The organism is Bradyrhizobium sp. BR 10289 (genome assembly GCF_019455385.1).
Classification (GTDB): Bacteria; Pseudomonadota; Alphaproteobacteria; order Rhizobiales; family Xanthobacteraceae; genus Bradyrhizobium.
On the sequence record NZ_JACOFR010000001.1, the window covers coordinates 336,106 to 360,009 of the forward strand.

Annotated in this window: 39 protein-coding genes and 1 tRNA gene; 19 read left to right on the forward strand and 21 right to left on the reverse strand. The window is 63.5% G+C overall.

Features of this window, described 5'->3' with window-relative positions:
• Window positions 1-3 precede the first annotated feature (3 nt).
• The 13 genes from HYH08_RS01645 to HYH08_RS01705 form a co-directional block, all read right to left on the reverse strand.
• Entirely contained in the window at window positions 4-333 is a 330-nt protein-coding gene (locus HYH08_RS01645; RefSeq protein WP_220007990.1) for a hypothetical protein, read from the reverse strand.
• Window positions 334-372: 39 nt separating this feature from the next.
• A complete protein-coding gene (locus tag HYH08_RS01650) occupies window positions 373-1,305 on the reverse strand; it encodes a phage tail tube protein (RefSeq protein ID WP_220007991.1) in 933 nt (310 codons plus the stop codon).
• A 3-nt stretch (window positions 1,306-1,308) separates the two neighbouring features.
• Window positions 1,309-1,446, reverse strand: a complete 138-nt coding sequence (locus HYH08_RS01655) for a hypothetical protein (RefSeq protein ID WP_220007992.1) — start codon at window positions 1,444-1,446, stop codon at window positions 1,309-1,311.
• A complete protein-coding gene (locus tag HYH08_RS01660) occupies window positions 1,443-1,886 on the reverse strand; it encodes a phage tail terminator protein (RefSeq protein ID WP_220007993.1) in 444 nt (147 codons plus the stop codon). Before HYH08_RS01660 ends, HYH08_RS01655 begins: the two co-directional genes overlap by 4 nt.
• Window positions 1,883-2,440 carry a phage virion morphogenesis protein gene (locus HYH08_RS01665; RefSeq protein WP_220007994.1) on the reverse strand — a complete coding sequence of 186 codons (558 nt, stop codon included), beginning with the start codon at window positions 2,438-2,440 and terminating at the stop codon, window positions 1,883-1,885. Before HYH08_RS01665 ends, HYH08_RS01660 begins: the two co-directional genes overlap by 4 nt.
• On the reverse strand, window positions 2,440-2,868 hold the full coding sequence (locus tag HYH08_RS01670; RefSeq protein ID WP_220007995.1) for a gp436 family protein: 429 nt from the start codon (window positions 2,866-2,868) through the stop codon (window positions 2,440-2,442). The genes HYH08_RS01665 and HYH08_RS01670 overlap by 1 nt, the downstream gene beginning before the upstream one ends.
• Window positions 2,865-3,050 (reverse strand): hypothetical protein, encoded by a 186-nt coding sequence (locus tag HYH08_RS01675; RefSeq protein ID WP_220007996.1) that lies wholly within the window; start codon window positions 3,048-3,050, stop codon window positions 2,865-2,867. The genes HYH08_RS01670 and HYH08_RS01675 overlap by 4 nt, the downstream gene beginning before the upstream one ends.
• A 144-nt stretch (window positions 3,051-3,194) precedes the next feature.
• Window positions 3,195-3,273 (reverse strand) — tRNA-OTHER (locus tag HYH08_RS01680).
• Window positions 3,274-3,283: 10 nt separating this feature from the next.
• Entirely contained in the window at window positions 3,284-3,532 is a 249-nt protein-coding gene (locus HYH08_RS01685) for a hypothetical protein (RefSeq protein ID WP_220007997.1), read from the reverse strand.
• Window positions 3,532-4,029: a hypothetical protein gene (locus tag HYH08_RS01690; RefSeq protein WP_220007998.1), complete on the reverse strand. Its 498-nt coding sequence runs from the start codon at window positions 4,027-4,029 to the stop codon at window positions 3,532-3,534. Before HYH08_RS01690 ends, HYH08_RS01685 begins: the two co-directional genes overlap by 1 nt.
• 27 nt (window positions 4,030-4,056) lie before the next feature.
• Window positions 4,057-4,962 carry a Mu-like prophage major head subunit gpT family protein gene (locus HYH08_RS01695; protein ID WP_220007999.1) on the reverse strand — a complete coding sequence of 302 codons (906 nt, stop codon included), beginning with the start codon at window positions 4,960-4,962 and terminating at the stop codon, window positions 4,057-4,059.
• Window positions 4,963-5,005: 43 nt separating this feature from the next.
• Window positions 5,006-5,428: a hypothetical protein gene (locus HYH08_RS01700; protein ID WP_220008000.1), complete on the reverse strand. Its 423-nt coding sequence runs from the start codon at window positions 5,426-5,428 to the stop codon at window positions 5,006-5,008.
• A 43-nt stretch (window positions 5,429-5,471) separates the two neighbouring features.
• The gene (locus HYH08_RS01705) at window positions 5,472-6,590 is read right to left on the reverse strand and encodes a phage protease (RefSeq protein WP_220008001.1); all 1,119 of its coding nucleotides are present in this window, start codon (window positions 6,588-6,590) and stop codon (window positions 5,472-5,474) included.
• 122 nt (window positions 6,591-6,712) lie between these two features.
• Here HYH08_RS01705 and HYH08_RS01710 point away from each other — a divergent pair, with 122 nt between their 5' ends.
• Entirely contained in the window at window positions 6,713-7,006 is a 294-nt protein-coding gene (locus HYH08_RS01710; protein ID WP_220008002.1) for a hypothetical protein, read from the forward strand.
• Complete coding sequence (locus HYH08_RS01715) at window positions 6,999-8,432, forward strand: hypothetical protein (RefSeq protein ID WP_220008003.1); 1,434 nt, start codon at window positions 6,999-7,001, stop codon at window positions 8,430-8,432. Before HYH08_RS01710 ends, HYH08_RS01715 begins: the two co-directional genes overlap by 8 nt.
• Window positions 8,433-8,466: 34 nt before the next feature.
• Here the strand turns inward: HYH08_RS01715 and HYH08_RS01720 are convergent, their stop codons facing one another.
• The 3 genes from HYH08_RS01720 to HYH08_RS01730 form a co-directional block, all read right to left on the reverse strand.
• Window positions 8,467-9,066 carry a hypothetical protein gene (locus HYH08_RS01720; protein WP_220008004.1) on the reverse strand — a complete coding sequence of 200 codons (600 nt, stop codon included), beginning with the start codon at window positions 9,064-9,066 and terminating at the stop codon, window positions 8,467-8,469.
• A 67-nt stretch (window positions 9,067-9,133) separates the two neighbouring features.
• Window positions 9,134-9,925: an HNH endonuclease gene (locus HYH08_RS01725; protein ID WP_220008005.1), complete on the reverse strand. Its 792-nt coding sequence runs from the start codon at window positions 9,923-9,925 to the stop codon at window positions 9,134-9,136.
• 933 nt (window positions 9,926-10,858) lie between these two features.
• Window positions 10,859-11,449 (reverse strand): ATP-dependent DNA ligase, encoded by a 591-nt coding sequence (locus tag HYH08_RS01730; RefSeq protein WP_220008338.1) that lies wholly within the window; start codon window positions 11,447-11,449, stop codon window positions 10,859-10,861.
• Window positions 11,450-11,545: 96 nt separating this feature from the next.
• Between HYH08_RS01730 and HYH08_RS01735 the strand changes: the two genes are divergently transcribed.
• The gene (locus HYH08_RS01735) at window positions 11,546-12,079 is read left to right on the forward strand and encodes a hypothetical protein (RefSeq protein ID WP_228747459.1); all 534 of its coding nucleotides are present in this window, start codon (window positions 11,546-11,548) and stop codon (window positions 12,077-12,079) included.
• On the opposite strand, the gene HYH08_RS01740 is transcribed toward HYH08_RS01735, so the two are convergent.
• From HYH08_RS01740 to HYH08_RS37350, 4 genes are all read right to left on the reverse strand, one after another.
• Entirely contained in the window at window positions 12,042-12,308 is a 267-nt protein-coding gene (locus tag HYH08_RS01740; RefSeq protein ID WP_220008006.1) for a hypothetical protein, read from the reverse strand. The genes HYH08_RS01735 and HYH08_RS01740 overlap by 38 nt on opposite strands.
• Window positions 12,305-12,529, reverse strand: a complete 225-nt coding sequence (locus HYH08_RS01745; protein ID WP_220008007.1) for a hypothetical protein — start codon at window positions 12,527-12,529, stop codon at window positions 12,305-12,307. The genes HYH08_RS01740 and HYH08_RS01745 overlap by 4 nt, the downstream gene beginning before the upstream one ends.
• Window positions 12,530-13,160: 631 nt before the next feature.
• Window positions 13,161-13,601 (reverse strand): hypothetical protein, encoded by a 441-nt coding sequence (locus HYH08_RS01750; protein WP_220008008.1) that lies wholly within the window; start codon window positions 13,599-13,601, stop codon window positions 13,161-13,163.
• A 25-nt stretch (window positions 13,602-13,626) separates the two neighbouring features.
• Complete coding sequence (locus HYH08_RS37350; protein ID WP_228747460.1) at window positions 13,627-14,445, reverse strand: S24 family peptidase; 819 nt, start codon at window positions 14,443-14,445, stop codon at window positions 13,627-13,629.
• Window positions 14,446-14,455: 10 nt separating this feature from the next.
• On the opposite strand from HYH08_RS37350, the gene HYH08_RS37850 reads away from it, so the two are divergent.
• The 6 genes from HYH08_RS37850 to HYH08_RS01785 are packed head-to-tail and all read left to right on the forward strand — an operon-like array spanning window position 14,456 to window position 16,142.
• On the forward strand, window positions 14,456-14,719 hold the full coding sequence (locus tag HYH08_RS37850) for a helix-turn-helix domain-containing protein (protein WP_502787389.1): 264 nt from the start codon (window positions 14,456-14,458) through the stop codon (window positions 14,717-14,719).
• The gene (locus HYH08_RS01765; RefSeq protein ID WP_220008010.1) at window positions 14,716-15,090 is read left to right on the forward strand and encodes a helix-turn-helix domain-containing protein; all 375 of its coding nucleotides are present in this window, start codon (window positions 14,716-14,718) and stop codon (window positions 15,088-15,090) included. The genes HYH08_RS37850 and HYH08_RS01765 overlap by 4 nt, the downstream gene beginning before the upstream one ends.
• The gene (locus HYH08_RS01770) at window positions 15,087-15,311 is read left to right on the forward strand and encodes a hypothetical protein (protein WP_220008011.1); all 225 of its coding nucleotides are present in this window, start codon (window positions 15,087-15,089) and stop codon (window positions 15,309-15,311) included. The genes HYH08_RS01765 and HYH08_RS01770 overlap by 4 nt, the downstream gene beginning before the upstream one ends.
• A complete protein-coding gene (locus HYH08_RS01775; RefSeq protein ID WP_220008012.1) occupies window positions 15,308-15,466 on the forward strand; it encodes a hypothetical protein in 159 nt (52 codons plus the stop codon). Before HYH08_RS01770 ends, HYH08_RS01775 begins: the two co-directional genes overlap by 4 nt.
• Window positions 15,463-15,711 (forward strand): hypothetical protein, encoded by a 249-nt coding sequence (locus tag HYH08_RS01780; protein ID WP_220008013.1) that lies wholly within the window; start codon window positions 15,463-15,465, stop codon window positions 15,709-15,711. The genes HYH08_RS01775 and HYH08_RS01780 overlap by 4 nt, the downstream gene beginning before the upstream one ends.
• Window positions 15,702-16,142, forward strand: coding sequence for a hypothetical protein (locus tag HYH08_RS01785; protein WP_220008014.1), 441 nt, complete (start codon window positions 15,702-15,704; stop codon window positions 16,140-16,142). Before HYH08_RS01780 ends, HYH08_RS01785 begins: the two co-directional genes overlap by 10 nt.
• A 171-nt stretch (window positions 16,143-16,313) precedes the next feature.
• On the opposite strand, the gene HYH08_RS01790 is transcribed toward HYH08_RS01785, so the two are convergent.
• Window positions 16,314-16,736, reverse strand: a complete 423-nt coding sequence (locus tag HYH08_RS01790) for a hypothetical protein (RefSeq protein WP_220008015.1) — start codon at window positions 16,734-16,736, stop codon at window positions 16,314-16,316.
• A 135-nt stretch (window positions 16,737-16,871) separates the two neighbouring features.
• Between HYH08_RS01790 and HYH08_RS01795 the strand changes: the two genes are divergently transcribed.
• The 10 genes from HYH08_RS01795 to HYH08_RS01840 are packed head-to-tail and all read left to right on the forward strand — an operon-like array spanning window position 16,872 to window position 23,904.
• Complete coding sequence (locus HYH08_RS01795; protein ID WP_220008016.1) at window positions 16,872-19,028, forward strand: TnsB C-terminal domain-containing protein; 2,157 nt, start codon at window positions 16,872-16,874, stop codon at window positions 19,026-19,028.
• Between the two features lie 47 nt (window positions 19,029-19,075).
• A complete protein-coding gene (locus tag HYH08_RS01800) occupies window positions 19,076-19,852 on the forward strand; it encodes an AAA family ATPase (RefSeq protein WP_220008017.1) in 777 nt (258 codons plus the stop codon).
• A 3-nt stretch (window positions 19,853-19,855) separates the two neighbouring features.
• Complete coding sequence (locus tag HYH08_RS01805) at window positions 19,856-20,494, forward strand: hypothetical protein (protein ID WP_220008018.1); 639 nt, start codon at window positions 19,856-19,858, stop codon at window positions 20,492-20,494.
• The gene (locus HYH08_RS01810) at window positions 20,491-20,883 is read left to right on the forward strand and encodes a transcriptional regulator (protein WP_220008019.1); all 393 of its coding nucleotides are present in this window, start codon (window positions 20,491-20,493) and stop codon (window positions 20,881-20,883) included. Before HYH08_RS01805 ends, HYH08_RS01810 begins: the two co-directional genes overlap by 4 nt.
• Window positions 20,880-21,218, forward strand: coding sequence for a hypothetical protein (locus HYH08_RS01815; RefSeq protein WP_220008020.1), 339 nt, complete (start codon window positions 20,880-20,882; stop codon window positions 21,216-21,218). The genes HYH08_RS01810 and HYH08_RS01815 overlap by 4 nt, the downstream gene beginning before the upstream one ends.
• On the forward strand, window positions 21,215-21,580 hold the full coding sequence (locus tag HYH08_RS01820; RefSeq protein ID WP_220008021.1) for a hypothetical protein: 366 nt from the start codon (window positions 21,215-21,217) through the stop codon (window positions 21,578-21,580). The genes HYH08_RS01815 and HYH08_RS01820 overlap by 4 nt, the downstream gene beginning before the upstream one ends.
• A 6-nt stretch (window positions 21,581-21,586) precedes the next feature.
• Complete coding sequence (locus tag HYH08_RS01825) at window positions 21,587-22,156, forward strand: host-nuclease inhibitor Gam family protein (RefSeq protein WP_220008022.1); 570 nt, start codon at window positions 21,587-21,589, stop codon at window positions 22,154-22,156.
• The gene (locus HYH08_RS01830; protein ID WP_220008023.1) at window positions 22,153-22,536 is read left to right on the forward strand and encodes a LexA family protein; all 384 of its coding nucleotides are present in this window, start codon (window positions 22,153-22,155) and stop codon (window positions 22,534-22,536) included. Before HYH08_RS01825 ends, HYH08_RS01830 begins: the two co-directional genes overlap by 4 nt.
• 34 nt (window positions 22,537-22,570) lie before the next feature.
• Window positions 22,571-23,269 carry a regulatory protein GemA gene (locus tag HYH08_RS01835; RefSeq protein ID WP_220008024.1) on the forward strand — a complete coding sequence of 233 codons (699 nt, stop codon included), beginning with the start codon at window positions 22,571-22,573 and terminating at the stop codon, window positions 23,267-23,269.
• A complete protein-coding gene (locus HYH08_RS01840) occupies window positions 23,266-23,904 on the forward strand; it encodes a GcrA family cell cycle regulator (RefSeq protein ID WP_220008025.1) in 639 nt (212 codons plus the stop codon). Before HYH08_RS01835 ends, HYH08_RS01840 begins: the two co-directional genes overlap by 4 nt.

The window sequence follows — 23,904 nt, forward strand, 5'->3', positions numbered from 1 at the left end:
ATATCAGTTTCCCTCGGGGACCTTCGCGATGGCTTCGAGGTAGTGGTTGCCCAACGCCTTGCGAACGTCGGAACGGCGCAGCATCCTGTCGCGAAGCGCCTCGCTGTAGGCCAGCGGCGCGCCGTTGTCGGCAACCAGGTCGTGGAACGCGACGACGATCGCCTTGAGGAAGTCGGTCGTTCCATCCGCCGTCGTGAGGTCGAAGGCCGCGAGCTCGTCGCTCGGCAGGAAGTTGAAGGTCGTCTTCAACTCGTCTTCGCTGTGCCCCTCATCGCTGGGCGTGATGACTTTCACCGCGTGCGTGAAGGTCGGCTTGTCGGACACCTTGAACATGGTTTGAAACCTCCTGACAGGATTTCGGCTTGAGTGGCTTTAGGTGAGCGTGATCGAGACCTGGTCGTTGCCGGCGTTGGGCAGGCACAGCATCGAGAGCGGCCACTCGGCGATGCCCTGGTTCTGGGTGTAGCCGGTCGGCCGCTTGAACTCGGCGGTTGGTGCCGCGATGGTGATGATGTTGCCGGCAGTGAGACCGTGCACCAGATTGACGGCAACCGTGGCCTGCGAGTTGGCGAGGCCGTAGATGTCGAGCGTAGAGACGGGAACGGCCTCGCAGGTGAAGTCGATCTGCTCCTTGTGGTCGGTGATCAGCACGGACTCGCTGCCGACCAGCATGCGCGGCTCGACCTGGTTGCCGAGGTCGAGCGAGAAGTTGCGCATGACCAACGGGACGGCGTTGACGGTAAAGGTCGGCGTGTTGGTCTTGTTGACGATCAGCGGCTTCTTGAAGCCGGTCAGCGTCGGGCTCGCGGCCGCGACCTCGCTGGGCGCGGTCCACAGGCCGGTGAAGGTCCAGTGCACCATCGGAATGCCCTGCGCGTCCGTCGTGATCTTTCCGGTGCCGCGCGCGCCCTTGATGGCGTGCAGCGTGCCGCCCATCCAGAACTTCATGTAGAGGCTCTCGATCGCCGTCGAGATCGGCGAATAAACCGTCGAGACGCCGGCCGAGACCACCTCGGCATAGCCGCAGCCGCGCAGCAGCGGTCCCCAGGCCGGCGCGGTGCCGGCGGTCCCGGAGCCGGCCAGCTCGGTGTCGAACTCGATCACGACGTGCAGATCCGCGGGGATCGAAGGCTGGTTGCCGAAGTTCGGCTGCACCAGGTCGCGCGAGACGTCGTTGCCTTCCATCGGCTTGATCGAGACGTTCTTGGCAAGGATCGCGTTCGCGGCGCCGGTCAGCGTCGGATCGGTCGCATAGGTGGTCTCGATCTTGGCAAGCAGCACCATCAGGCGCCAGAAAATGGCCATGGCTCAGTTCTCCTTCTTGGGCTTTGCCGCCTTGGGCTCTTTGACCGCCGGCTTTTCCTCATTGCGAACAAGCGAACCGTTGGGCTGGCGGGTGTAGCTGCCGCCCTCGGTCGGCTGTTCCTGTTTGGCGGCGTCGCTCATGAGACGATCCTCAGTTGGTCAAGAAGCGCGAATTCGAGCTGGTAGACGACGAGACCCTTTAGCGCCGACAGCAGCCGGCCGCGCCGCAGGTTGAACACGCCGACATTGTTGTTCGGCGCCCAGCCGGTGACGGCGTTCATCACGTCGTCCTTCAGCTGGCCGATCGTCGGCAGAGCCTTCTTCGCTTTGACGTCGCCGCGCGCCTTAACGGCGATGATGACCGCAATCGTCTCTTCGAACGATTGCGTATGGACGTTGACCGCCGACTGGCCGGCGCTGGCGTCGAGGCCGAGCGGTGCGACGAAAGCACAGACCTCGTGCTCCGGAAGCGCGCCGGCCTCGACAAGTGCTGCGAACACGGCGATGTCGTCGACTCGCCCTTGCAGCGCCGGCACCTGGTCGGAGATCCTCACCGCAACGAGGCTTTCCAGCGTGCTCACGACAGCTGGCCTCCGGCCGACAGATACGTCTCGACGATGGTTGCGATGGTGCGTGGATCGTCCTCGTCGAGACCGAGGAACGGACGCGCCGGCATATCGATGCTGTGCGCGCCGATTTCGGCCTTGCGCGCGCGATCGGCTTTGCCGGGCTTGGCAAATCGCGAGACGCCGGTGCGCTTGTTGGTCTTGAAGTGCAGCACGGCCGTGCGCGCGGCTTTCTGGATCGTTCCGCCGAACTGATGGATCGCGGCATAGACGACGTTGGTGCCGACCTCGACGCCGTTCCGGGATGCGTTCGCGGTCACCGAGCGGAACAGGCGCGACGACAGGATCAGGGTCTTGCCGCCGTGTGCGATGACGCGGAGCGAGGGCGGCCAGGGCGAGCCGTCCGGCGCGACGCTCCGCTCCCAGCGGTCGTGTGTCGACGTGATCAGCGCCTGGCCGATATCCTCATAGGCCGGCGTCGGATCGTCGAGGCGGCCGATCAGCGCGCCAAGATCGGCGAGCGCTGCTTCCTCGTCTCGCAGGTCGACCGTGAAGGATGCGCCGCTCATCAGATGAAGCCCTTCAGATTGTCGGGCGTGAAGTCGCGCGAACGGTCCGTGGTGCGGACGCCGCTGGCGCCGGAGCTCTCCGGCTCGACGCCGGCGACGTTGAGGCGCAGCGTGCCGCTGGCGATCAGGCCGAGCTGCTTCAGCGCGTCCTGGTAGTCGGCCCGGATCTTGTCGGACACGGAATCGCGATGCAGCTTGTAGATCGCAATCGCCTTGGCGAGGTCGTTGAGCAGCGCCGGCGTCGAAGCCAGCGGCAGCAGATAGCGGCCGAGCAGATAGCCGTCGATCGCGGCGTCGGCATCGGCCAGCGCCTTGGCGACGACGTCGGCATCGATAGCGCCGGCCGGCGGGTCGGCGCGGTCGGTCAGGTCGATCAGCATGGACGTGCCGAAGCGCTCGACCAGGTCGGACTGGCTGGCGTAGGTCATCGGATCATGTCCCGGATCGGCGTGAGCGTCCGCAGCTCGCGCATGACATCGCCCGCACGGCGAGCGCGCACGATGCCGTCGATCAGCTCAAGGAACTTCGCCTCCATCAACGGCGAGACCGTGCCGTCGCCATGATCGACGACGACTTCACGTGGCTCGCGCTGTGATGAAGTGGCGGTCATTGAATCGCTCTGATGCGTCCCCGTGAAGCAGAACCATCGGCCGGCGGCTGAAAGGCGAATACCGCCGGCCGATGGAGACGCGCGCCGCTGTCTGTCAGGACCCGATCAGTTGCGGGTGATCGGCACGGCACGCGAATTCGAAACTGGTTGCAGGGCCGGATTCGAACCAGCGACCTATCGGTGCGAATTCCACGATTGCGCTACCTGGCTGCGCTACCCCGCAAAGCCGGACGTCAGTCCGGGATGATGAGCGGCTCGACTTCGATCGACAGAGTCGAATATGGCCCGTCGCCGCCGGAGCAGAGATGGCCCTGCGCCTTGACGCGGACGGCCATCGACGACTCGCGGCTCGGCGGCGGCAGGTTGTTGATCGCAATGGCGATGTAGTCGAAAACGGGTACCGGGAGGTGCGCCTTTTGCTTTTCGAGTAGCTGAAGGGCGTGCGTGCGTGAGCGGCCGGTGAAAGTGGTGAAGAACGACATCAGGCCTCCTGACTGGGCTTGTGGGTGGTGACGACGAGCTCGGGATCGCCCATCAGCTTGTCGAGGTCGCCCTCGGCGAGATCCGCGAGAGCGATCGGAACCGGCTGCGGGCCGAACGCGCGGCCGGCGCGGTAGCGCGTTTGTTGACGACCAGGCTTGGTGCGGACCTCGATCGCGGGGCCGGTGATGGCCAGCACCGGCGCAGGCTCCGCGGGAGCAACCGCACGCACACCGGAATTCTGCAAGTTGCGGAATTCGATCCGCGCATCTTCGAGCGCCTCGGCGAGCTTGGTCCGCTCGGCGATCGACGCCTCCAGCTTGGCACTGACGTCGGCGAGATCAGTCATGACCTGGTCGCGATCGGCCTTGAGCGCGGCCTTCTCGGCTTCGAGCTGTGCGACAGCCGTACCGGCCGTGGCCGCGGCGAGCTGCTCGCGCAGCTCGTCGATCACCTTCTGCATTGCGCCGGCGTCCGGCTTGTCGGGTTTCTTCGCCATGATTTACCTCAGGGTCGGCTCGGCAGATCAGCCGAGCCAGGTGCAGACGAGGATCTCGGCGGTGCCGAACCAGATGTTGCTGGAGCCGTCGGCGTTGCGCTCGGCCTCGATCAGCTGGCGGGCCGCGCCTTCCAGCGTCGACGGCACGACCAGCAGCGGTTTGGTGCCGTTGGCGAGCACGTTCAGTGGCCGGCCGAAATCGCCCTTCATTGCAATCAGGGCCGAGCGCGCCGTGTTGTAATGCGCAGCATCGAGCGTCTGCTTGGAGCCCCAGGCGAACTGCCAGAGGCCGTAGCCGGCGTTGCCGCGGCCGTCCCAGCCGTAGAGGAATTCTTTCTTGTTGAAGACATTCTCATCGGTCGGGTTGTCGAGCGAGACGAACTGGCCCGACTTGCGCAGCTGCCAGATCAGGGGCTTGAGCACCTTCGACACATCGAGCAGGAACCAGGGCGTGCCAGCGCCGCCGTCGGTGTTGGCGACCTGGGTGGGGTTGCCGCTGGCGTCGAGCACCGGATGGTCGGTGTCGAAGAAGAACTGGCCGTCGTAGCAGTTGGTGGCGAAGCCCGCGAGCAGCAGCGGCCAGATCAGCTGATCCGGCCAGGCGGCGACGGACTCGCCGAACATCGCGAACAACGGCGTGTAGATGCCGAGATTGTCATCCTCGATATCGTCGCGGTCGACGCCGATCGTCAACTCGAACGGCTTGTTCTTGATCGAGTAGCTCGCCTCGGAGAGGTTCTGCACGATGCGCTCGCCGAGCCACTCGCGGACGTTCGGGATCTTGCCGAGCCAGCCATAGGTCTCGCTCTTGGCGGTCGACGGCACCACGGTCGCGACGCGCTGATAGAGCGTCGCGGTCTGCTGAAGCTGGTTCTGGAAGGTGGTCTTGAAGCCGACGCGGAGGCCGTCGAGGTTCTGGCGGTTGACGATCATGTTGTGATGCTGCCTGTGTGATGGAGCGAGAAGATGCCGGGGATCAGAGGACGTTGCCGGGGCCGGTCGCGACCCAGACGCCGTCGCTGTCGACATCGACGACCTTGCCGGCGACCGAGCGCGTCGACGAACCGTTCGTCTTGGCGACCGTGTTGTCGTCGACGATGTAGCAATCCGAGCCGATCTCGGTGCGCGTGATGGTGTCGGTCGACGACGAGTTGTTCCACTTGAACACGCCGGCGCGGACCTTGATCTTGATGTCGCCGTTCGCGCCCGCCGAATTGTCGGCATAGTGCTCGGCCCGGCCGACCGCGATATGGCCGGTAGCCGTCGCGCCGCCCTGGGCGTAGCCGGCGTTGAGCACGACAAGCGCGCCCATCCAGATCTTGGTCGAGGCCTTCACATCATAATGATGGATTGGCTTCTCGCGTCGCTGGGTCATGCGGTCGGCGGTCAAGGCGGTCATGAAGGGCTCCGGTCAGGTCGTGACGTTTGGGTGTGTTTGGGTCTCAGACGCCCGCAGCTTCGCTGGCGAGCGTCTTGGCGTAATCGTCTTCCTTGATGCCGAGCAGCCGCGCGGCTTCCTTCTGCTGCGCGTTGAGCGCGATCTTGCCGTCCTTCGGCGCCGGAGGCTCGACGGGCAGCACGGCGCCGTTGCCGCCGAGCTTCGGCAACGCGCCGATTTCCTTCTCGACGGCGGCTGCGGCCTCGGAGCCCGCGGCATGGCGCGAGATGTAGTGCTCGCGCAGCGGCTTCACGCCGACGCGGCCTTCGCGAATGGCGCCGTCGATGAAGGCGGTCGCCTTCTCGATCGCCGTTGCTTTGGTGGCCGCCTCGAGCCGGCCGCCGAGATCCTTGATCTCGCTCTGCAGCGCCGCGATCGTGGTCGCACCGTTCTCCTTGCCCACGGTCGCGAGCGTGGTGACGGTGGTGATGATGGACTCGCTCGTCGCGTTCGCTTCGAGGCCCGCCGCCTTCGCGATCGACTGCAAAGCGGCGTCGGTGCCGCACATGCTCTTGACCTTGGTGACGACCGAAGCGGCGTCGGCGTCATCACCGAGGCCGAGGGCGGCGCGAAGCTGGGCGAGCAAGTCCATCTGGTCGTTCTCCGAATTGAGCGCGGCCATACCGCGCAGGTTTGGGGTGTTGGTGAGCGAGGCGCGCGGCATGTCGAGAACGTTGTTCTGCGCGTCGCAGATCAGGACCGGCGAGATGAAGCGATAGGCGCGTTCGGCCATAAGCGTCGCGCCTGGCGCCGACCACTCGACCTTGCCGAAGATGCCGCCCGCGCGGACCTCCATGGTGGTGACCCAGCCGCGCGCCGGTGCGGGCCGGCCTTCGGGGGCGGCGAGATCAGTCGCGTGGTTCTCGTCGATCGGAATGCGACCGCTATGCGCCGAGAGGGCCGACGCGGCGAGCTTCGCCGCATCGGCGACGCGATACGGACCGCGCCCGTCCCTTGTGGGCACGAGGCCCTTGGCATCGATCGGCAGCAGCATGATCCACTCTGCCGCGCCGCCGCCTTCGCTGTTGAAGGCGATTTCAATTCCGGCGCCGAGCACGACATCCGGCGCCTTGCTGTGCGCGAGAACGACGTGGAAAGCTGTGCTTGTGTTTTGTCCCGACATGCGGCCACAATGGACGGACCGACGCGGTGTTCGTAACCCTGACACGTGTCAGGGTCCAAAATTTGACGCCGACGCCGTAACTGTAAGCGCAACGCTCGCCATCAACGCTGGAGCATTGCGCGATGCCTACCGAGATCCTCGCGATCGGAAACACTGCCGCAAGCTCGGCCGACCAGGTCGTGGCATCAGGCTCGACGCTCACCGTTTGCCTGAAGTCGGCAGCGGGACCTGCGATCGACAGCGCGGCTCGTGTCGACATCTTTCTGAAGGCCGACAACGGCGAATATTTCCCGGTTGACAGCCTCACGTATCAAAAGCCCGCGCTGATGATCGTGGCGCCGGGCACGTACCGCTTCACGAGAGTCCTCGATCCGCAGAGCCGCGGCAAGAACACCTGCGGCGTCTTCAGTGGTTAGCATCTCGCAACGACTGACGCGCGCGCTCGCGGCGCCGGTGACCATGCCGCCGGGAGCGACGGAATCCCTTGGGGGAGCGAGCATCCCGCTGGCCGCCAATCTGATGTCGTGGTGCGAGGACTTCGCGGGGCATTGGACGCTCGGAGGAGGCGGAACGGGCAATAACACGTCGCCCATTCCGTCGCCAACAAACACGCTGACACAGGTCTCTGCTGTCCAGACGCCGGACGGTACGGGGCTTGGAGCAGATACCGGGAAGGGCTTCACGCCGACCGCGCTTCGCTATGACGCGGGCCGCAGTTCGTTCTGGGTCGGATGTCTCGGGTGGAACCTCGATAGCGGCGGCAATGGTCAGACCAACACCGCGCTCGTTGAGTTCGATGCCGCGACGCTCCAAGGCGGTACAGCGACGATCAAGTCAACGATATCGCTCGTCGGCTACCATGTCGGCATCCAGGGTGTCTGCATCAACGGCGCCGGGTATCTGCTAACCGCCAACAATTCCGAGAACTTCTACAACACATGGGACCGCGCGACGGGCGCGCATGTGGCGCAGTATGCCTCGCCAAAGCCTCAACCGAACGGCATCGAGTGGGATACCTCGCGCAATTGCTACTGGGCCTCTTTCAACGGCGACACCAATCTTTATCAGCTCGATAGCTCGTTCAACATCATCTACACGATTAGCGTCGCGAGCCAGACTGGCGCGATCGACCATTTCCACTATGATGCTGCGCGCGACATCTTGTGGTGCTCGACCGGCGCCAATGCGTCGTTTGACACCGTTTGGTCGTTCGATCCAGTGGCAAAGCGCTTCGTCAACTGCTTCACCCTCGATCATTCGCAAGCGATCGAAGGGCTTTATGTTTCCGGCACCACCTTGATGGTGGCGAACGATGGCTATTTCCATTCCGCGCCGCCGGCGAACGTCCCGGCGCCCTACAACGTGAACAACATCCAGACCTACACGCTGCCGGGGACGATGCCGGCACAAATCTATCAGAAGGCCATTTCGCAGTACCAGGGCGGCGGTGTCGGGCCGTTCGGCCGATATCCGGATCGCGTCATCCTCAACCGCGGCGCCGGGAATACCTCGGCCGACTTCATCAGCCTCAGTCGCCCCTCGGATGCGGCGGCGGTGCAGAACACTTTTTCGATCTATATGAGGTCGACGGATGGAGTCTCGTCTTACAACGTTGGCATTCGGTTGCTCAATGGCACACAGCAGAACAAGACCGTTACCGGCGCGTGGACGCGCTTCCTGTTTACGGGGACAGCGCTAGCTCTTGCGCAGGCGCAGATAGTCACGCGCGGCGCGACCGGCACACCGGGGACAAATGACAACATGGTCGATCTTCTAGTGACGGCAGCGATGGTCCAGACAGGCGCGGCGGCAACGGCGTACAACGCCAGACTCGGCGCGTAGCGGGGAATGGCGTGTCTTGTGTTGGGGCTGGGTGCTAGTCGCCATACCAAGTGGTCGTTCCCTGTGCGGACGCGATCTCCTGCCTAAGCTCTTCTCGAAGACGTCTGAGGTGTCCGACAGCGTCGACCGCGCTTGTTATCACGTCTGCTGGCATCGGGTCTTGGTTTGCCCTATTCCTCGCTTCAAGAAGTTGACGGAGGGCGCTCTTGAATTCAGGAGTTGCAACTTTGAGACCTGAGGTGATCTCGGGTGGCCGCAGGTATTGAAACTCTCTGTTATTGGACAACCCAGTCAGCGCGCTTACCCAGTGAACAGTGTAGATTTTTCCCATATCTCCGGGAAATTGATCCAGAAAGGCTAGTTGCTGATTGAATTGGAGCGCTGCGTTCAAACCGGCCGCGCGGTTTGCGCGCTCGGACGACTCCTCTTTTTTAGTCTGCCTCGTCTTGTCGCGCCGCTGTTCGACGTAATTGAGTATCGCAATGCAGGTGTTCACCAGCGACAACGTTAGAGCAGCAACCGCCGTGATGGGAATCCATTCGTGAGTTGGAGGCGACGAGGCGCTGGACGTTTGACAAAGTGCGGGCGTCAACGAGAAAGTGACGAAAGATGGGGTCAGAAAGAGTTTGAGCATTGCAAAGCTAGCCTCCTTGAAATCGCTTCTGAGCAAGCCACCCGGGCCTCGATGCGGGCTGCCTCGATCAGCAGCCCCTCAAATAGACCACACCCTTTGGCGGCTCGATTTCGAGGTTGCGCTCGAGTAAGGCAAAAGATACAGAGCCGCCGTCCAGATGAGCACCGTCAAACCAGCTCATCGGCCGCATATTGCACAACAGCGCCACCCGGTGCTCGCTCAACACCTCAACGCCGCAGCCTTGGCGGTCCACAAATAGTCCCTTGTAGACGCGGATAGCTTTGTGGCCGAACGTCAAAAGGGTATCGATCTGGTGGTCGGTGGATCTAACACTGAGTGTGTTCCCAACCCAGTTGACGTCCCATACACCGGTTGAAACTCTGGCCTCTCCGCCGCAAACCTCGAACACGACGTTTCCGTCTCTGGTGGTGAGCGTCATATCCAGCAGCAGGCGTCCGTCTTCAATCTGATAGCCGAGTAGGATGTGGCCGTTTACCCAGATGCCGGTGAAGTAGCCAGTCTCGGCGATGCGCGACGTCAGGATTGTCTCACCAAGGATCAGTGCTGACTGGTCACTGGCACGTAGGATGGTGCGCACACCCGACATTTCGTTTTTTGCGTTAGTCGGGGTGGCTCGAAACGAGCGCACAAGCTCTCGATCCAGCATGCCTCTGGTTTTTTCACCATGATGATTCGGGCACAGCAAAATGAGATTGTCCGGATCGTGCGTTCCTCCCTCGGCAAAATCGTCGATATGGTCATAGTCCCAAATCGGCGAGCCGCAGATTGCGCAACCGAATTTGCAGTGCTGTCGAACCGCTCGCTTCACGGCTTCTGGAATGTGTCTGGCGTCTGGCATCGAAGCTCTCCTAGAAAGGGACCATACTCCCGGTCTGCCGAGCGGGATGTCCACTCCCTCAGTGGGGCGTGCCGTAATGCAATTTATGCTGGAGGAGAGAAAACTCTGATTGCCTCTTCCAGAGCTAGACATCGCTCGTCACTCATTGCTGGAACTGAGTTCGGCCAAATTAGGCTCGGTTTGCTTGGAGGCCATACTGGAATCATCAGCTTAGGTTGGTCGATATAGTGCTTGTAGAATCCCGAGCGCATGAGATCGGGAGAGCAAAAGACGTGTACAACCACGTCTCCCAATCGAATCGTTGTGGACTGACCTCCATCGAAATTACCCGATGGATCGTAGCTCTTTAAAAATCTGTGCTGAATTCCAACTTCGCGGCCAGCTGCGACACACCTACCGATCCAGATAAGCCAGTTTTTAGGTGGTTGCTCGGAGGTCTTTAGCGTTTCACAGTCCTTCCTAGGTATCGAAGTGTACTCAGGCGTTTTAGCGTCTACGGTGATGGATTTTAGTGCTGCCCAACGCGCTAACGACAGCATTCTGTCATTAGAGAGGACGCAGGGAGAGCCAATAATCATTTGAGGCATGAACGCCTTGACTTCATCTTCAAGGAGCCGCATCCACCCTTCATTGCATGTCTTACAAGCCTTCCGAACGAAAATCGTTGTGACGTCGCCCTGCTTCTTCGTGTCTCTTCGAGTGGGGCGCTCGCCGCGAAATGCTAGCGGGCCATATGAGGCGGTGTGGGATGTCTCGTCCGGACCGGGCGGCAAAACGTCGTCTACCCATTGGGCGAAGATATGCTCCTTCGTAACGCCACCATCGCAAAAGAGGCACTGGCCCTGTTTTCTTTTGGGTTTTTGCGACCGCACGAACGAACTAATGGTCATAAGGCCCTCCAATCGCTCAATGTTCAAAAAAATATAAGCCTGGCTAAAATTCTCTGCTCATCGCCGGATGCGTCCGGTTCTTCACCTTGATCCATTCCTTGCTGCGCCCCCCAGCATAGCGCCGGTCTCGCCGCTTCGACACGATGCCTTCGAGGCCCATCCTCACGGCGGCGCCGAACAGGTCCGGCCCGATCGCGCCCAATTCGAAGGGCGCAACGAAGATGCCGTCCGGCCGGCCGCGCATCAGTCGTGCGAGATCTATCTTGCGCTGGTCAAGCGGTAGCTGTCGTAGATCCTCGCCATCGAGCGCCATCAGATCGAAGGCATAGAGCTGCACTTCGTCGTCGTGCTTGCGCGAGTGCAGCGCATTGAAGTCGGAGACGCCATCAACGCCCAGCACGACCGCTTCGCCGTCGATCACGAATTGCGTGTGCCGATTCTTTAGCGCCGCTTCGACGATCCAGGGAAACCGCTTGGTCCAGTCGTGCCCGTTGCGGGTGATCAGCCGCACGCGCTTGCCGTTGCGCTCGACGCGCAGGCGATAGCCGTCGTACTTCACCTCATGAAGCCAATCCGCGCTGGTGGGGACGTTTTTGGAGGCGGTCGGAAGGCAGAATTCAAAGGGCTTAAACATGCCCGGAATATAGGGTCGCGACCGGCCATTTACGAATCTGGAACCGAGGCCGGCGCCTGGAATTGTCGCCCGGTAAGGGTTGCGTGGAGTTCGACGATGTCGATCGAGGATCAAGTGCTCGCTGCCGTGCAGCAAGCCCAGGCCATTCTGGCGCGGTACATCGAACCGGGCGAGCGCGACTGCCAGCGCACCATCAACGAGCTGCTCGACGTTCTCGATCGAGATGCGCTCGTCGCGGCCGTCAATGAAATGAAGGCGCGCGGAAGCGCCGGTCGCGAGCTGCGGCAGGCGCCGGGGCGTAGCGAGCGTCTGCGAATGGGGCCGGCGAAGAACACGATGGAGCCTGACCTGCCGCCGATGCCGCCGGAAAAACGGCCCCAGGATCCCTATATGAACGGCAGGGACTTGCGCTTCGTTGGCTATCGAGTCCAGACGGGCGAGCACGCCGGGGAGTATCCGGACACCATGCCCCAACTGATCGAGGTGACCGATGCCGAGGGCCGCAAGGCGGCCTACGTTCCCCTGAGCCGCAATGGCAAGGTCGTGGACACCTCGGACCTGGTGCGGAAGCTGAGGGAAGCGGATGTCATCGCTAGCCGGGCGCCGTCAGATCCTCACGCGGCTTCTTGAGCCGCACAAAGGTCCCGCTCTCGTGCAGCTCCAGCCAGCCGCGCTCGACGGCGAACCTGATGCCCGCGGCAAACTCGCTGCCCTTGGCTTTGTGCTCGAATAGGAACGGCGCATTGATCCGCTCGATATAGATGCGGCCGTCCTGGACCGGCTCGACGCCCCCCGCGATCTCGACCAGCTTGCGCGCGGCGGTCTCCGGATTGGCGTAGTCGGTGGTGAGCTTTTTCATCGGGTGTCCCTGTCGTGCACATATCGCCGCTCCTTGGCCAGCCGGAACGCCGGGTCGGTGGCATACCGTTCGGCGGAGGCCTGCCCCTCGTCGGTGAAGTGGTGCACCGGGATGCCGTTGCAGGTGACGGTCCACCAGGTCGGCGGCGGGCCGTGGGGCTCGGCCTTCATCGGGACCACCTCATAGGCCTCGTTGGGGTCGCGTCCGGGGATGATGGGCATGGTCACTCCGTCATGTCAGGGGCTCCCCCGGTAAAGCCGGGCATGCCCCGGCGTAGCCCCCTTGGCGAAGCCGGGTTTCCCGTGAAACAACCGGCTTTCTGCCCCCGGCTAGGTTGGGGATCTGGGGTCCGGGGCTAGATAGGTCCGTCCCGGGGCGGAAACCGCTTCAATTTTGACTTCAATGGATTCCGGGTGGTTTGGGAGCCTCGAAGCCCAGAACGCACCAGCGGGCTTCCTAACGGGTCGAACTCAGGCGGGCTTGCATCGGACCTGGATCGCATAGGTACGTGATGGATTTCCGAGGAGATATTCCCCGGTGTTGATCACGGTCTCCCCGACAACCCGCCCTGCAGGGCACTGTTCGTGGAGCAAGCGCAGCGCCTGACCGTTCCGCGTTTCGAGATTGTCCGGATCGTAACCGAAGTCTTTCACGTTTCGGACTGATACAACAAAATCATATGGCAGCCCTGGCGCTGCGGGATCGACCCTCACCGCGTTTGAGTTCTCCAAAATGCGCGCGTGACTATCGGTGCCGGCACATCCGCTCTCGCAGCACACAGCTGCCCCTAAAAAGGCAACGGCGACATAGCGCGCCTTTCGCTTGCACATCATCCGTTCGCCCCCATAACCCCTACTTTTTCGACTCACGCTGCGGTCGGGCCGATCGGGCGCTGCTCGGAGGCTGGGCGGCAGCTACCACCGGGCTGCAGTCATACTTCACCTCCCATTGCGGGCTTGCCAGAAGATAGGCGTCCAGTACACGGCAACCAGGTCGGCCGCTCTCAGTCAGAAACTGCAACGCGGCACGTTCAAAGAGAGGCTTGGGCGGCTCGGTCTGCGCGGCTCCGAACGTGAGCCCCTTCGCGAAGCCTTGTCCGGCAGCGCTCCCAAGACTCGACGTGACCATCATCTTGCTCTCGGCAGGCTTATCGAACACGCGATAGGTGTCCTCGGCCATCTTGACCTCGCGAACCTCCACGCCTCGATACTCGTTGACGATGTAGTTGATGGATGCGCAACCGCTCAAACCAGAGGCAACGGCCAAGTAAAATAACGCTGCTACGTATCGCATCACCACCCCCCCCATCGTCTTCAATCTAGATCGCCCGACCATACCAGCGCACACGCGCAGCAACTCTTAGATCCTCGATTTCGCTAGCGGGCACCACCTCCGGCTCATAAGCCGTGTTATCGCTCTTGAGCAAAATCGATCCGTCCCGTCGGACTTGCAGCCGCTTCACCCGAACGGCACCCTGCGAAACGATGATGTAGATGCCGTCATCGACGACAGATGTGATTGACTCATCGACCAACAGCAGATCGCCGTCGTTGATTGTTGGCCACATGCTGTCTCCGCGAGCGAACATGGCTCGCGCATAGCGCGGATTGATCCCCAATTTACGCAACCACGCCGAACGAAACGCAACAACGTCGGCGTCATCGGACATTTCTGGAGACACAAGGCCGTTGCCTGCACTCGCTTCAACATAGAGGCGCGGCACGTAGGCAAATGACTCCGCCATCTCTCTTGCCGCCCCCATCGTTACCCGTCCCTCAATAATCCAACTGACCGGAGTGCCGGTCTTTGCGCAGAGCGCGAAGATGACATCGAGCGACATGTCACTGGCATCCTTCCAGGTACGAAGCGTCTTTTCGTTGCGCCCCAAGCCCTCCCGCATTTCGACAGGAAGAAGCCGCAGGACGTATTGAAACCGATCGCCGATGCTCATTCGGCGACCATCAGGCAGGCGAAACGGATCTGCCCCCGGCGCCGGTTCCTCGTCGTCCTTTTCAGCTGCAGATAGTCGCGCGACCGATTTATCGGTTGACGCGCCCGATTTTTGTGCCATTATCGTCAAACTTCCTTGGCTTTCGCCCGAAGAAACAACCGCCGTGCCCCGAAAATCGACCGACAAGTTCAACTCCGTGCCAGGATGGCACCGAGCAGACATTATCGCTGCCGTTCGGAAACGGGGCTTCACACTTGAAGCGTTAGCCCGCGCCAATGGCAAGGGGCGTTCGTCGATGTCGGCTGCACTTCTGAAGCCGAGCCGCGGATGCAATCTCATCATCGCGGAAGCCATTGGTGTGCCCCTCCACGAGCTTTGGCCTTCCTGGTTCGATCATTCCGGTCGTCGCATCCGGAAAATCCCCTCTGCTTCGGCATCTCAAAAGCGGAGGGCGGCATGAATTCACCGACGATCTCCGCATCCGAAGCCAGGCGAGAGGCCAGCCGGTCCCGCGCTGCGCGAATGAAGCACATCCGCAGCGCGATCTTCCGCATCACGCAAATCGAGATGGCCGAGATCGCCGGTGTCGAGCAGCCGACCGTCTCGCGTTGGGAAAAGGGCACGCACGAGCCGTCTCTCACCAATCTCGAAAGGATACGTGCCGAGGCCGTGCGCCGCGGGCTCGCCTGGGACGATGGGCTTTTCTTCGGGTCTGCGGGCCATCCGGTACTCCAAAACCATGTCTCCGGCGCCCGTACTTCTACGGTTTGCAGCGCACAGCGAGACTCAGAAACGCGCGCGCGGCTTGAGTCGACGCGGAGGGCATCATGAGCCACGCGCCATCGAAGCCGACCAATCCCGACGCCAATGTCTGGTTCACCGTCGACCTCGTCGAGGTCAGCCGCTTCGGCCTCGTCGTGCGCGACCTGGCTTCCGGCCGCGAGCACGCGCTCGCCTATGACGGCATCGCGATCGGCGCGAACGAAGACGGCACCGCCTACACGCTGATCATGCCGCGCGTGCTGGCCCGCATGCAGGGGTTCTGCGAATGAGCGCGCGCACATCCCTTGCCCTCCGCAGCCTGATCGCGGTCGCCGTGCTCACCGCCGCCGGCCTCGTGCTGATCGCAGGCCATGCGCATGACGGGCGTCGCGCCGGCGTTGTTCGTGTGCAGCATGCCGTTTCGATCGCGACGGTGCGGCCATGACGCAATACGCCTGCGCCCGCCTGATGGATCGCCAGCCGCGCTTCTTCCAGCGCTTCGCAGACAGCTCGGCGCCGCTGAAGTTGGTCTCTCCTGTCACGACAGGCCAGCCCGACCAGGCCAAGACCTACGACGACCGCGGCGTCGCCACCGTCATGTGCGCGGTCCTCAATCTCAACGTCGCGCTGCGGACGTCGAGCACGGCCAATCCCTGGATCGTCATGGAGATGCCGGAGGAGTGGCTGTGACCCGGCGCCGCGAAGTCCAGCTTCCGCCGGTCGTCGATCGCTTCGAGGCCGAGCGCGTGCGCTCGCCGAGGGTGGCGAGCCGCATCTCGCAGGCCGTCGCCGCCGCGATCAAGGATTCCGGCCAGTCGCGCGAGCAGATCGCCGCCGGCATGGCCGCCTTCCTCGACGAAAGCGTCACGCCGGGCACGCTCTACCAGTATTCGTCCGAGGCCAACCTGAAGAACAACATCCCCGCGCATCGCCTGATCGCACTGGCGATGGTGACCGGCGATGCGCGCGTGCTCAACGCCGCGCTCGAAGGCACGCCGTTCGTTGCGATCGAAGCGCGCTACGAGCCGCTGCTCGAACGCGAGGTCCGCAAGGAGGAGCTTGCCGATCTCCTCAATGACCGGATCGGAAAAGCAGACGCACAATGGAGGGCCAGCAAGTGAGAGAGCCGTACGCCGGAGGCACGCGCGTGAGCAAACTCGATATCGCAGCCGCCCGCCGAAGCCTCGCCGGCTTGAGCTTCGTTTATGACGATCGCTGGGACGCGCCACACACGGACTTCACCGTCGATCCTCTCGAAGTCGTCCGGCTCGAAGCCGTCATCGGTGATGCGATCAGCTCAGGCGAGCGCTGGCCGCCCCGAGCATTAGCCGAAGCCAAACCGTTCGTGCCCGAGACCGATGATCCATTCCGCGAGGAATCGACATGATCGCCTTAACGCCTGCCTGCCGTGCCATTTCCAGGCGGACAACCGCGTGCGTATGCCGATCGTACAGCACGCGCAGCACCGGCAGCGTCAACCCGCTCCAGTGGTCGAGACTATCGTTTACCGCGAGCATCGCCAACGCACCATCCGCGCCATCACCTTCATCCGGTGCACTCGCCCGGATCTCCGCTGCGCGTTCCTCGAACAGCGCATTGAAGTCCCAAATCAGGCCCTGCGCAGCACCTGGCGAGACGTCTTCGGCATCGTCAATCGATGGTTCGTGCCCGAGCCGCTGGCCGGCATACCATAGCCAAACCTTGTCGAGATCCATGCGCGCCTCCCGTCCAGGGCAGAGATTAGGCCGAATAGGTTCCATTTCAAAGCATCACAACGAGGACCGCTCGCGCTGAACGCGCGGGCGTGGGGCTTGCCCAGAATTGGGCACGGGGGAAGACGGACTGTGAAGATGTTTTTGTCAGCCGCTGAGATCGCCAACGCACAGTTGCCGGGCCTGTCCACGGCCGAGCGTGCGATCAAGCGCATGGCCGAGAAGAAGGGCTGGCAATCACGTCCCCGCGCTGGCCGCGGCGGCGGGCTGGAATACGCGCTCGACTCCCTGCCGGCCGAAGCGCGCGCAGCTTATGTCGCCAAGCACATCGAGGCGGTGGAGATCCCGGCGGCGATGGCCCGCGAGGCGGCGGCCGAGCCGGAGGCGGCTTCCGTCACAGGTGGCGCCGCCAACGCACGCGATGCGCGCCTCGCGTTGCTCGGCCAGGCCGACCGCATCGCGCGCGAGGCCGGCATCGGCCACAAGCGCGCCGACCGGCACCTCTGCGACCTCTACAACACCGGTGGCCTCGACATCGCACCGTGGATCAGGGACGAGGTCAAGAACCTGCACCCGCGCACGCTGGCGCGCTGGCGTGCGGCCGCGAATGCCGGCCACAAGTCCAGGCTCGGCGTCGACCGCGGCGCCGCCCGCCGCGGCACCGGCGTGCTCGATCGCGCCAATGACGGCCAGGTGCGCACGCACATCCTCGCCCTGGTCGCCAAGCAGCCGCAGCTCACGGCCCACCACATTCGCAGCATCGTCGCCGATGCCTTCCCGGAACTGAAGATCGGCGACAAGGTCGTCCAGCTGCCGCCGATCCGCACGTTTCAAGCGGCCTTGAATAGCTGGAAAGCCACCTACCGCGTCGCGCTGGAGCAGATCCGCAACCCCGACAATTTCAAGAGCACGATGCGCTTCTCCGCGCGCGTCGCGAACCCGGCCTCGCGCCTCAACGAGATCTGGCAGATCGACGCCTCGCCGGCGGACGTGATGACGACCGAAGGACGGCGCCAGGCCATCTATGTCTGCGAGGACATCTATTCGCGCCGCCTGGTCGCGCTGGTCACCTCGACCCCGCGCGCCGAAGCCGTCGGGCTCCTGATCCGCAAGGCGATCCTGCTCTGGGGCGTGCCAGAGCGGATCAAGACCGACAACGGCAGCGACTTCATCGCGCATGCGACGCGCCGGCTGTTCGCCGCGCTCGGCATCGACCACGAGACGTCGGCGCCGTTCAGCCCGGAGCAGAAGGGCCATGTCGAGCGCGCGATCGGCACGCTGCAACGCGATCTGATGCGCACGCTGCCGGGCTTCATCGGCCACAGCGTCGCCGACCGCAAGGTGATCGAGAACCGCAAGGCGTTCTCGGCCCGGCTCGGCGAAGCGCCGGAGGACACCTTCCAGGTCGCGCTGTCGGCCGCCGAGCTGCAAGCCCACCTCGACACCTGGTGCCGCGACGTCTACGGCACCAAGCCGCACGCGAGCCTCAAGGGCCGCACGCCGTTCGAGATGGCCGCAATGGCGGTGGGCGGCATCCGCAAGATCGAGGATGTCCGCGCCCTCGACATGCTGCTCGCGCCGGTCGCCGGCAAGAACGGCCTGCGCACGGTGACCAAGACCGGCCTGCGCATCAACGACACCCATTACATCGGCGGCTTCCTCGACGTCGGCGAGACCGTGTTCGTGCGCATGGACCCCGCCGACATGGGCCGCGCCTATGTCTACACCGAGGACGGCGACACTTATCTGGGCGAGGCCATCGCGCCGGAGCTTGCCGGCGTCGATCCGGCCGAGGCGATCTCGCGCGCCCGGGCCGAGCAGAAGCGCGTGATCAACGACAGCATGGCCGAGGTGAAGAAGGCCGCGCGCAGGATCAAAGCCAAGGATTTTGCGCCGGCCATCCAGCGCCAGGCGCTGCTCGCCGCCGGCAATGGCAAGCTGATCGAGTTTCCCAAGCCGGTCGAAGCACACGATACGCCGGCGCTGGCGGCAGCGAGCGCGGCCACCACGCCGATCGAGGCGACGCACGCGCCGGAGATCGCCGCGATTGCCGAAGCTCTCCGGTCCGAACCTCCATCGCAGAACAACGTGCAGCAGCTGCGCCCGGTCGAGACCGAACGTCAACTCTGGAATCGTGCCCGCGCGCTCGAAGCGCGCATCGCTGCGAAAGAATTCGTCGAGCCCGACGAGCTGCTCTGGCTCGGCCACTTCCGCGAAGGCTCTGTGTACCGCGGCTTCCTCGTCACCTACGGCGACGAGATCGCATCACCAGACGAGGTTGCCTCGTCTTCTTAAACCCAGTTCGGGCGTCGCCCGATCCAACAATGGAAAGTCAGGACTCCATGACCACCTTTGCTCCCCAAAGCCCGGTTGCGCTCAAGAACGTCGCCTCGTTCATGACGATGACGATGCGGCTGATCGAACGTGCGCCGCACCTCCCCGGGTTCGGCGTCTGCCACGGCCCCTCCGGCTTCGGCAAGAGCTGCTGTGCGCAGTTCGCGCAGATGAAAGTCAGGGCGCGAATGATCGAAGCGGGCGAAACCTGGAATCGCCAGACGCTGCTGCGAGAGATCCTCAGAGAGTGTGGCGAAACTTTTCGCAAAAGCTGGAGCACCTCGGATCTTGCAGAGAAGGCGAAAGCTGCGCTCGGCGCGGACCCATCGCGGCCTCTGATTGTCGACGAGGCAGATAAGCTCGTCGACAAGAACATGATCGATATCCTGCGCGAATTGCAGAAGCGCGCCGGCATGGCCGTCATCCTGGTCGGAGAGGAGCAACTGCCGAACAAGCTTCTCCAGGTCGAGCGCATGCACAACAACGTGCTGCACTGGTTTCCCGCGCAGCCCTGCGACCTCGACGACACCCGCGTGCTCGCCAAGGCCTTCGTGCCGAAGGTCGATATCAGGGATGATCTACTCGACGTGATCCGGCAGCGGTCCGGCGGCCGCGCCAGGCGCATCGTGATCAACCTCGACGCTGCCGCCGAGTTTGCGCGCAATCACGGCCATAAGACGCTCGACCTCCGGCTCTGGGGTGGCGAAGCATTCTACACTGGTAAGCCGCCAGCTCACCGCAACATTCAGCAGTTCCCCACGCAGCAGCCGCTGAAAGTGGTGTGAACCATGCAGCGCGAGCACTATCACAGCGCAAGTCTCCCGGTCCGCGTGCCGCGCGGCTTCGAAGGCTTCTGGGAGATCATGCTGCGCCTCAACGCAGCGCAGGGCTGCTTCACCGTCGCCGACGTCGACGGTGAGAGCAACGTTTCGGTCAAGTGCATCAGCAAGTATTTGACTGCGCTGGTCAGGGCCGGCTTCGCGGAGCCGGTCTCGACCAGGTCGCCCAAGATCCCCGGCAAGTATCCGACACCGCTCTACCGATTGCTGAAGATGCCGCGGGAGGCGCCGCGCCTGCGCCGCGATGGCAGCATCGTAACCGGCACAGCGCAACAAAATCTATGGATCGTGATCCGTCGCGGTTCACCCTTCACGATCCGAGACCTCACCTTTTTCGCTGCGACTGACGAGATTCCACAGAAGCTTGCGACAGTCGCACGCTTCGTTCGCTTCCTGGAGGCGGCCGGCTATCTCGTGGCCGTGAAGCCCAGCAAAGGCCGCCATGCGAAAGTCTGGCGACTGAAGCCGGGGATGAACACCGGGCCGCTACCGCCGAGCCTGAAAGAGATCAATGGCAAGACGGTGTGGGACCCGAACCTGAAGAAGTTCATGGGCTCCTCTCCGGTCGCGAAGGAGGTGATGTCGTGAGGCATCCGGAAACCTTCCTCGCCAAGGCCAAGAAGGCATGGGGCGAGCCGTTGCCCGATTGGATCAAGGCTCTTGCGGAAGAGGCTGACCGCATCAAGCTCAAAGGTATCGCCATCAGGCTGGAGTACTCGCAGGCCGCGATCTCGTCCGTTCTCTCGAAGAAGTACGGTGGTGATGTCGGCCGCATTGAGGGGAAAGTTCACGGCCTACTTCTCGGCGCGACCGTCGTATGCCCGGTCTACGGTGAGATCGGCCGCGACCAGTGCCTGGACTTGCAGCGGAAGCAGCACCCGACCTCCGAGGCGGCCGGCCGCTGCTACCGCAGTTGCCGCGGCCTCGGCGTGCCGAAATGCCCGAACTCGCGCATTCCCGACGGCGGTGCGCGATGATGGGCACCACTCGCAAGCTGCAAGACCTCTACGCCCGCTTCGATGCGATGATCAGCGGCCGCGTGCCGATGACGACCTATGAGGCTGCCGAGTTCAAGCGCGAGCTGCGCGCCGTCATGGCCGAAGTCGGCCTGATGGAGCTGGGCATCGCCAACGATACGTTCGAGGCGGCTGTGAAGGCCGAGCAGCAGTCGCAACTGCCGCCGTCCAACGTCGTCCCGATCGACATCGGCGGCGGCATTGATCCGAAGGTCGTCTCGCTCACCAAGGTGCGCCTCGACAGGATCATCGCCGGCATGCTCGCCCGGCCCACGACGGACGGAGGCGCATCATGACCAGCGCCGCCGAGCTCGTCGAGACCAGACTCGCCGCGCAGATCTCCGCCGTCAACCCGGAAGCGGTGGCCGAGTCCATCGTCGGGCACTCCTCGCACCAGGCCAAGCAGCGCTTCGCGATGCAGGCCTCGACCGTCGACATCATCGCCATGGCGGCCTTCCTGCTGCGACTGCGCGACATCGCCGATCGCACCTACGACATGTTCAAGACCGCCGATCTCATGGACGACCAGCCGAAGGGCAGCAATGCCCGCGCCGAGCTGCTCCGCGAGACCCGCGAAAAGATTGCCGTCGTCGGCGCCGCATTGGAGGCGCTCGGCTTCGGCCGTTCCCCGCCCACAGTCCCAACCCGTCAGGAGTGAACCACCATGGTGAAAGCTAAAGCCGCGGCAGCCGATGTCCGCATCCCGCAGAACCGCGACGAAGCGGCGGCGATGATCGCCGAGTACGGCGCCGCGGCGATCGAAGTGCTGCGAATTGAAGCGGAGTTAAAACAGACCTTGGCCAAGGAAAAGAAGGCCGCCGAGGATCTTGCCGCGCCCTTCATGAAGAAGGCAGAGGACATCTACAAGGGCCTCCACACGTACTGCGCGGCTAACCGCGAGCAGCTGCTCGGCAACAGCGGCACCAAGACGGTCGACTTCGGCACCGGCACCGTGAGGTGGCGTTACAATCCGCCGAAGGTGAAAATCAGCGGCGGCGAGGAAGCCGTGATCGATCTAATCAATCAGAAAAGGGTTGAGGCGATCGAGAAGAAGGACACCTCGACAGCGGCGGCCTTCGACAATTTCCTGCGCGTCAAGGTCGAGATCGACCGCGAGGCGATGCTGAAGAATCCTGATCTCGCTCGCGCCATCGCCGGCGTGTCGATCCCGAAGGGCGGCGAGATGTTCGAGGTCGAGCCGTTTGGCGCCGAGCTGTCGGAGTCTGCGGCATGAGCACCGCGCCGATCCGCATTGGCCTGACAACGGCCCAGCGCGAGATCCTCGAAGGGATCGAGCGTCACATCGCGCAGCACAACCAACCGCCAAGCTATAGGGAGATCGCAAAGATGTTCGGCTTCAAATCCACCGGTCGCGTCACCGAGGTTCTGCGCGCCTTGCAGGAGCGCGGCTGGGTCACGTTTATTCCCGGACGTGCGCGCTCCATCACCGTGCTTGAAAAAGCGAGCCCGCGCACAGGCGGCTACCAGCTGCCCCTCGCGCTCGATGCCGCCCTGCGCCGCTACTGCACCAGTACCGGCGAGACCCCGCAAGACGTCGTGGCCGATGCGGTCGCGCTTTTCCTCGACGAAGCCGACGGCCAGGTCGCGGCGTGAGCTTTCGACCACCGTTTAACAGGAGAGAGTACCCATGCCCTTGTCTGCCCATCTCGCGACCACGTCGATGATCTCGACCATCCACGTGCTGAAAGCCAAGGCGAAGTTCGACGACGATACCTACCGCGACTTCCTGCACAAGCGGACCGGCAAGCGGTCCGCCAAGGAGCTGACGACCAGCGAGGCCGGCCGCGTGATCGAGGATCTGCGCAGCACCGTCGGCGAGGCCGGCATTCGCGGCGCCATCGCCGGTCTCGACAGTCCGATCGGCGGCAAGCTCCGCGCACTCTGGATCGCCGGCCACGATCTCGGCATCGTGCGCGACCGCACCGACCGCGCGATGCTGTCCTTCCTGGAGCGTCAGACCGACGTCTCGCACGTCCGCTTCCTCAAGGACGCGCGGGCCGCCACGAGTGCGATCGAGGGTCTGAAGTCATGGCTGGAGCGCACCGCCGGCGTCGATTGGCCCACCGATCGCGCCGACGTCATCGCCAACAAGCGCGCCGTGCTCGACGCGCAATGGCGCAAGCTGATCGCGATCGGCGCCGTGGAGGCGATCGGTCAGGCTGTCGATCCGATGGAAGGTCTCCAGCACTACGCCGGCCGTATCGTGCGCCACAACCAGTGGGGCACGATGGAGGCGCACCATTACGACGAGGTCCAGAAGGCGCTCGGCAACAAGCTACGCGGCGCGCTGGCGCGAAAGAGCCAGCAGACGGGAGAGCAGGAATGAACATGATGGCCCGCATCACCCCGGAAGCGATCGGGCTGAAGTCCCGGCTCATCGACGGCGGCGACCTCGACCAGGCCCGGCTCGAAAAAGGATGGACGGCGACGCGCACGCGGGTTGCCATCGCGCTCTTCAACAGTGGCCTGTCGGCGCGGGAAGTCGCGGCCGAGATCGGCGGCGTCAGCCGGAACGCCGTGATCGGCAAGGTCCACCGCAGCGAGGCTGTCGATCCGCAGCGCAAGCTCCCGCTCGGCTCGACCGAGCAGTGCACCGGCATCCGCCAGCAGCGCAAGCCGCGAAAGCGCCGGCGCGTGCATGAGCGCGGGCCGATGGTGCGAGTCAAAGCTATGCCGAAGGAGCCGAAGGAAGCTCCGCCGCCCATCGTGGATGCGCAGATCCCGATGGCGCAGCGTCGTACGCTGGAGCAGCTCGACAACGGCTGCTGTCATTGGCCGGTCGGAGATCCGCGGAGTGCCGATTTCTTCTTCTGCGGCGCGCCGAAGCCGGATGATCCCGACCAGCCATATTGCGCGGCGCATCGATTCCGTTCGCTGCAGCCCGCCAGCGTGGGGCCAAGGCGCAATATCGCGGCATTTGCCAGCGCGGCGCCTGGCGCGCTCTGGCGCTCGGTGAGGTGA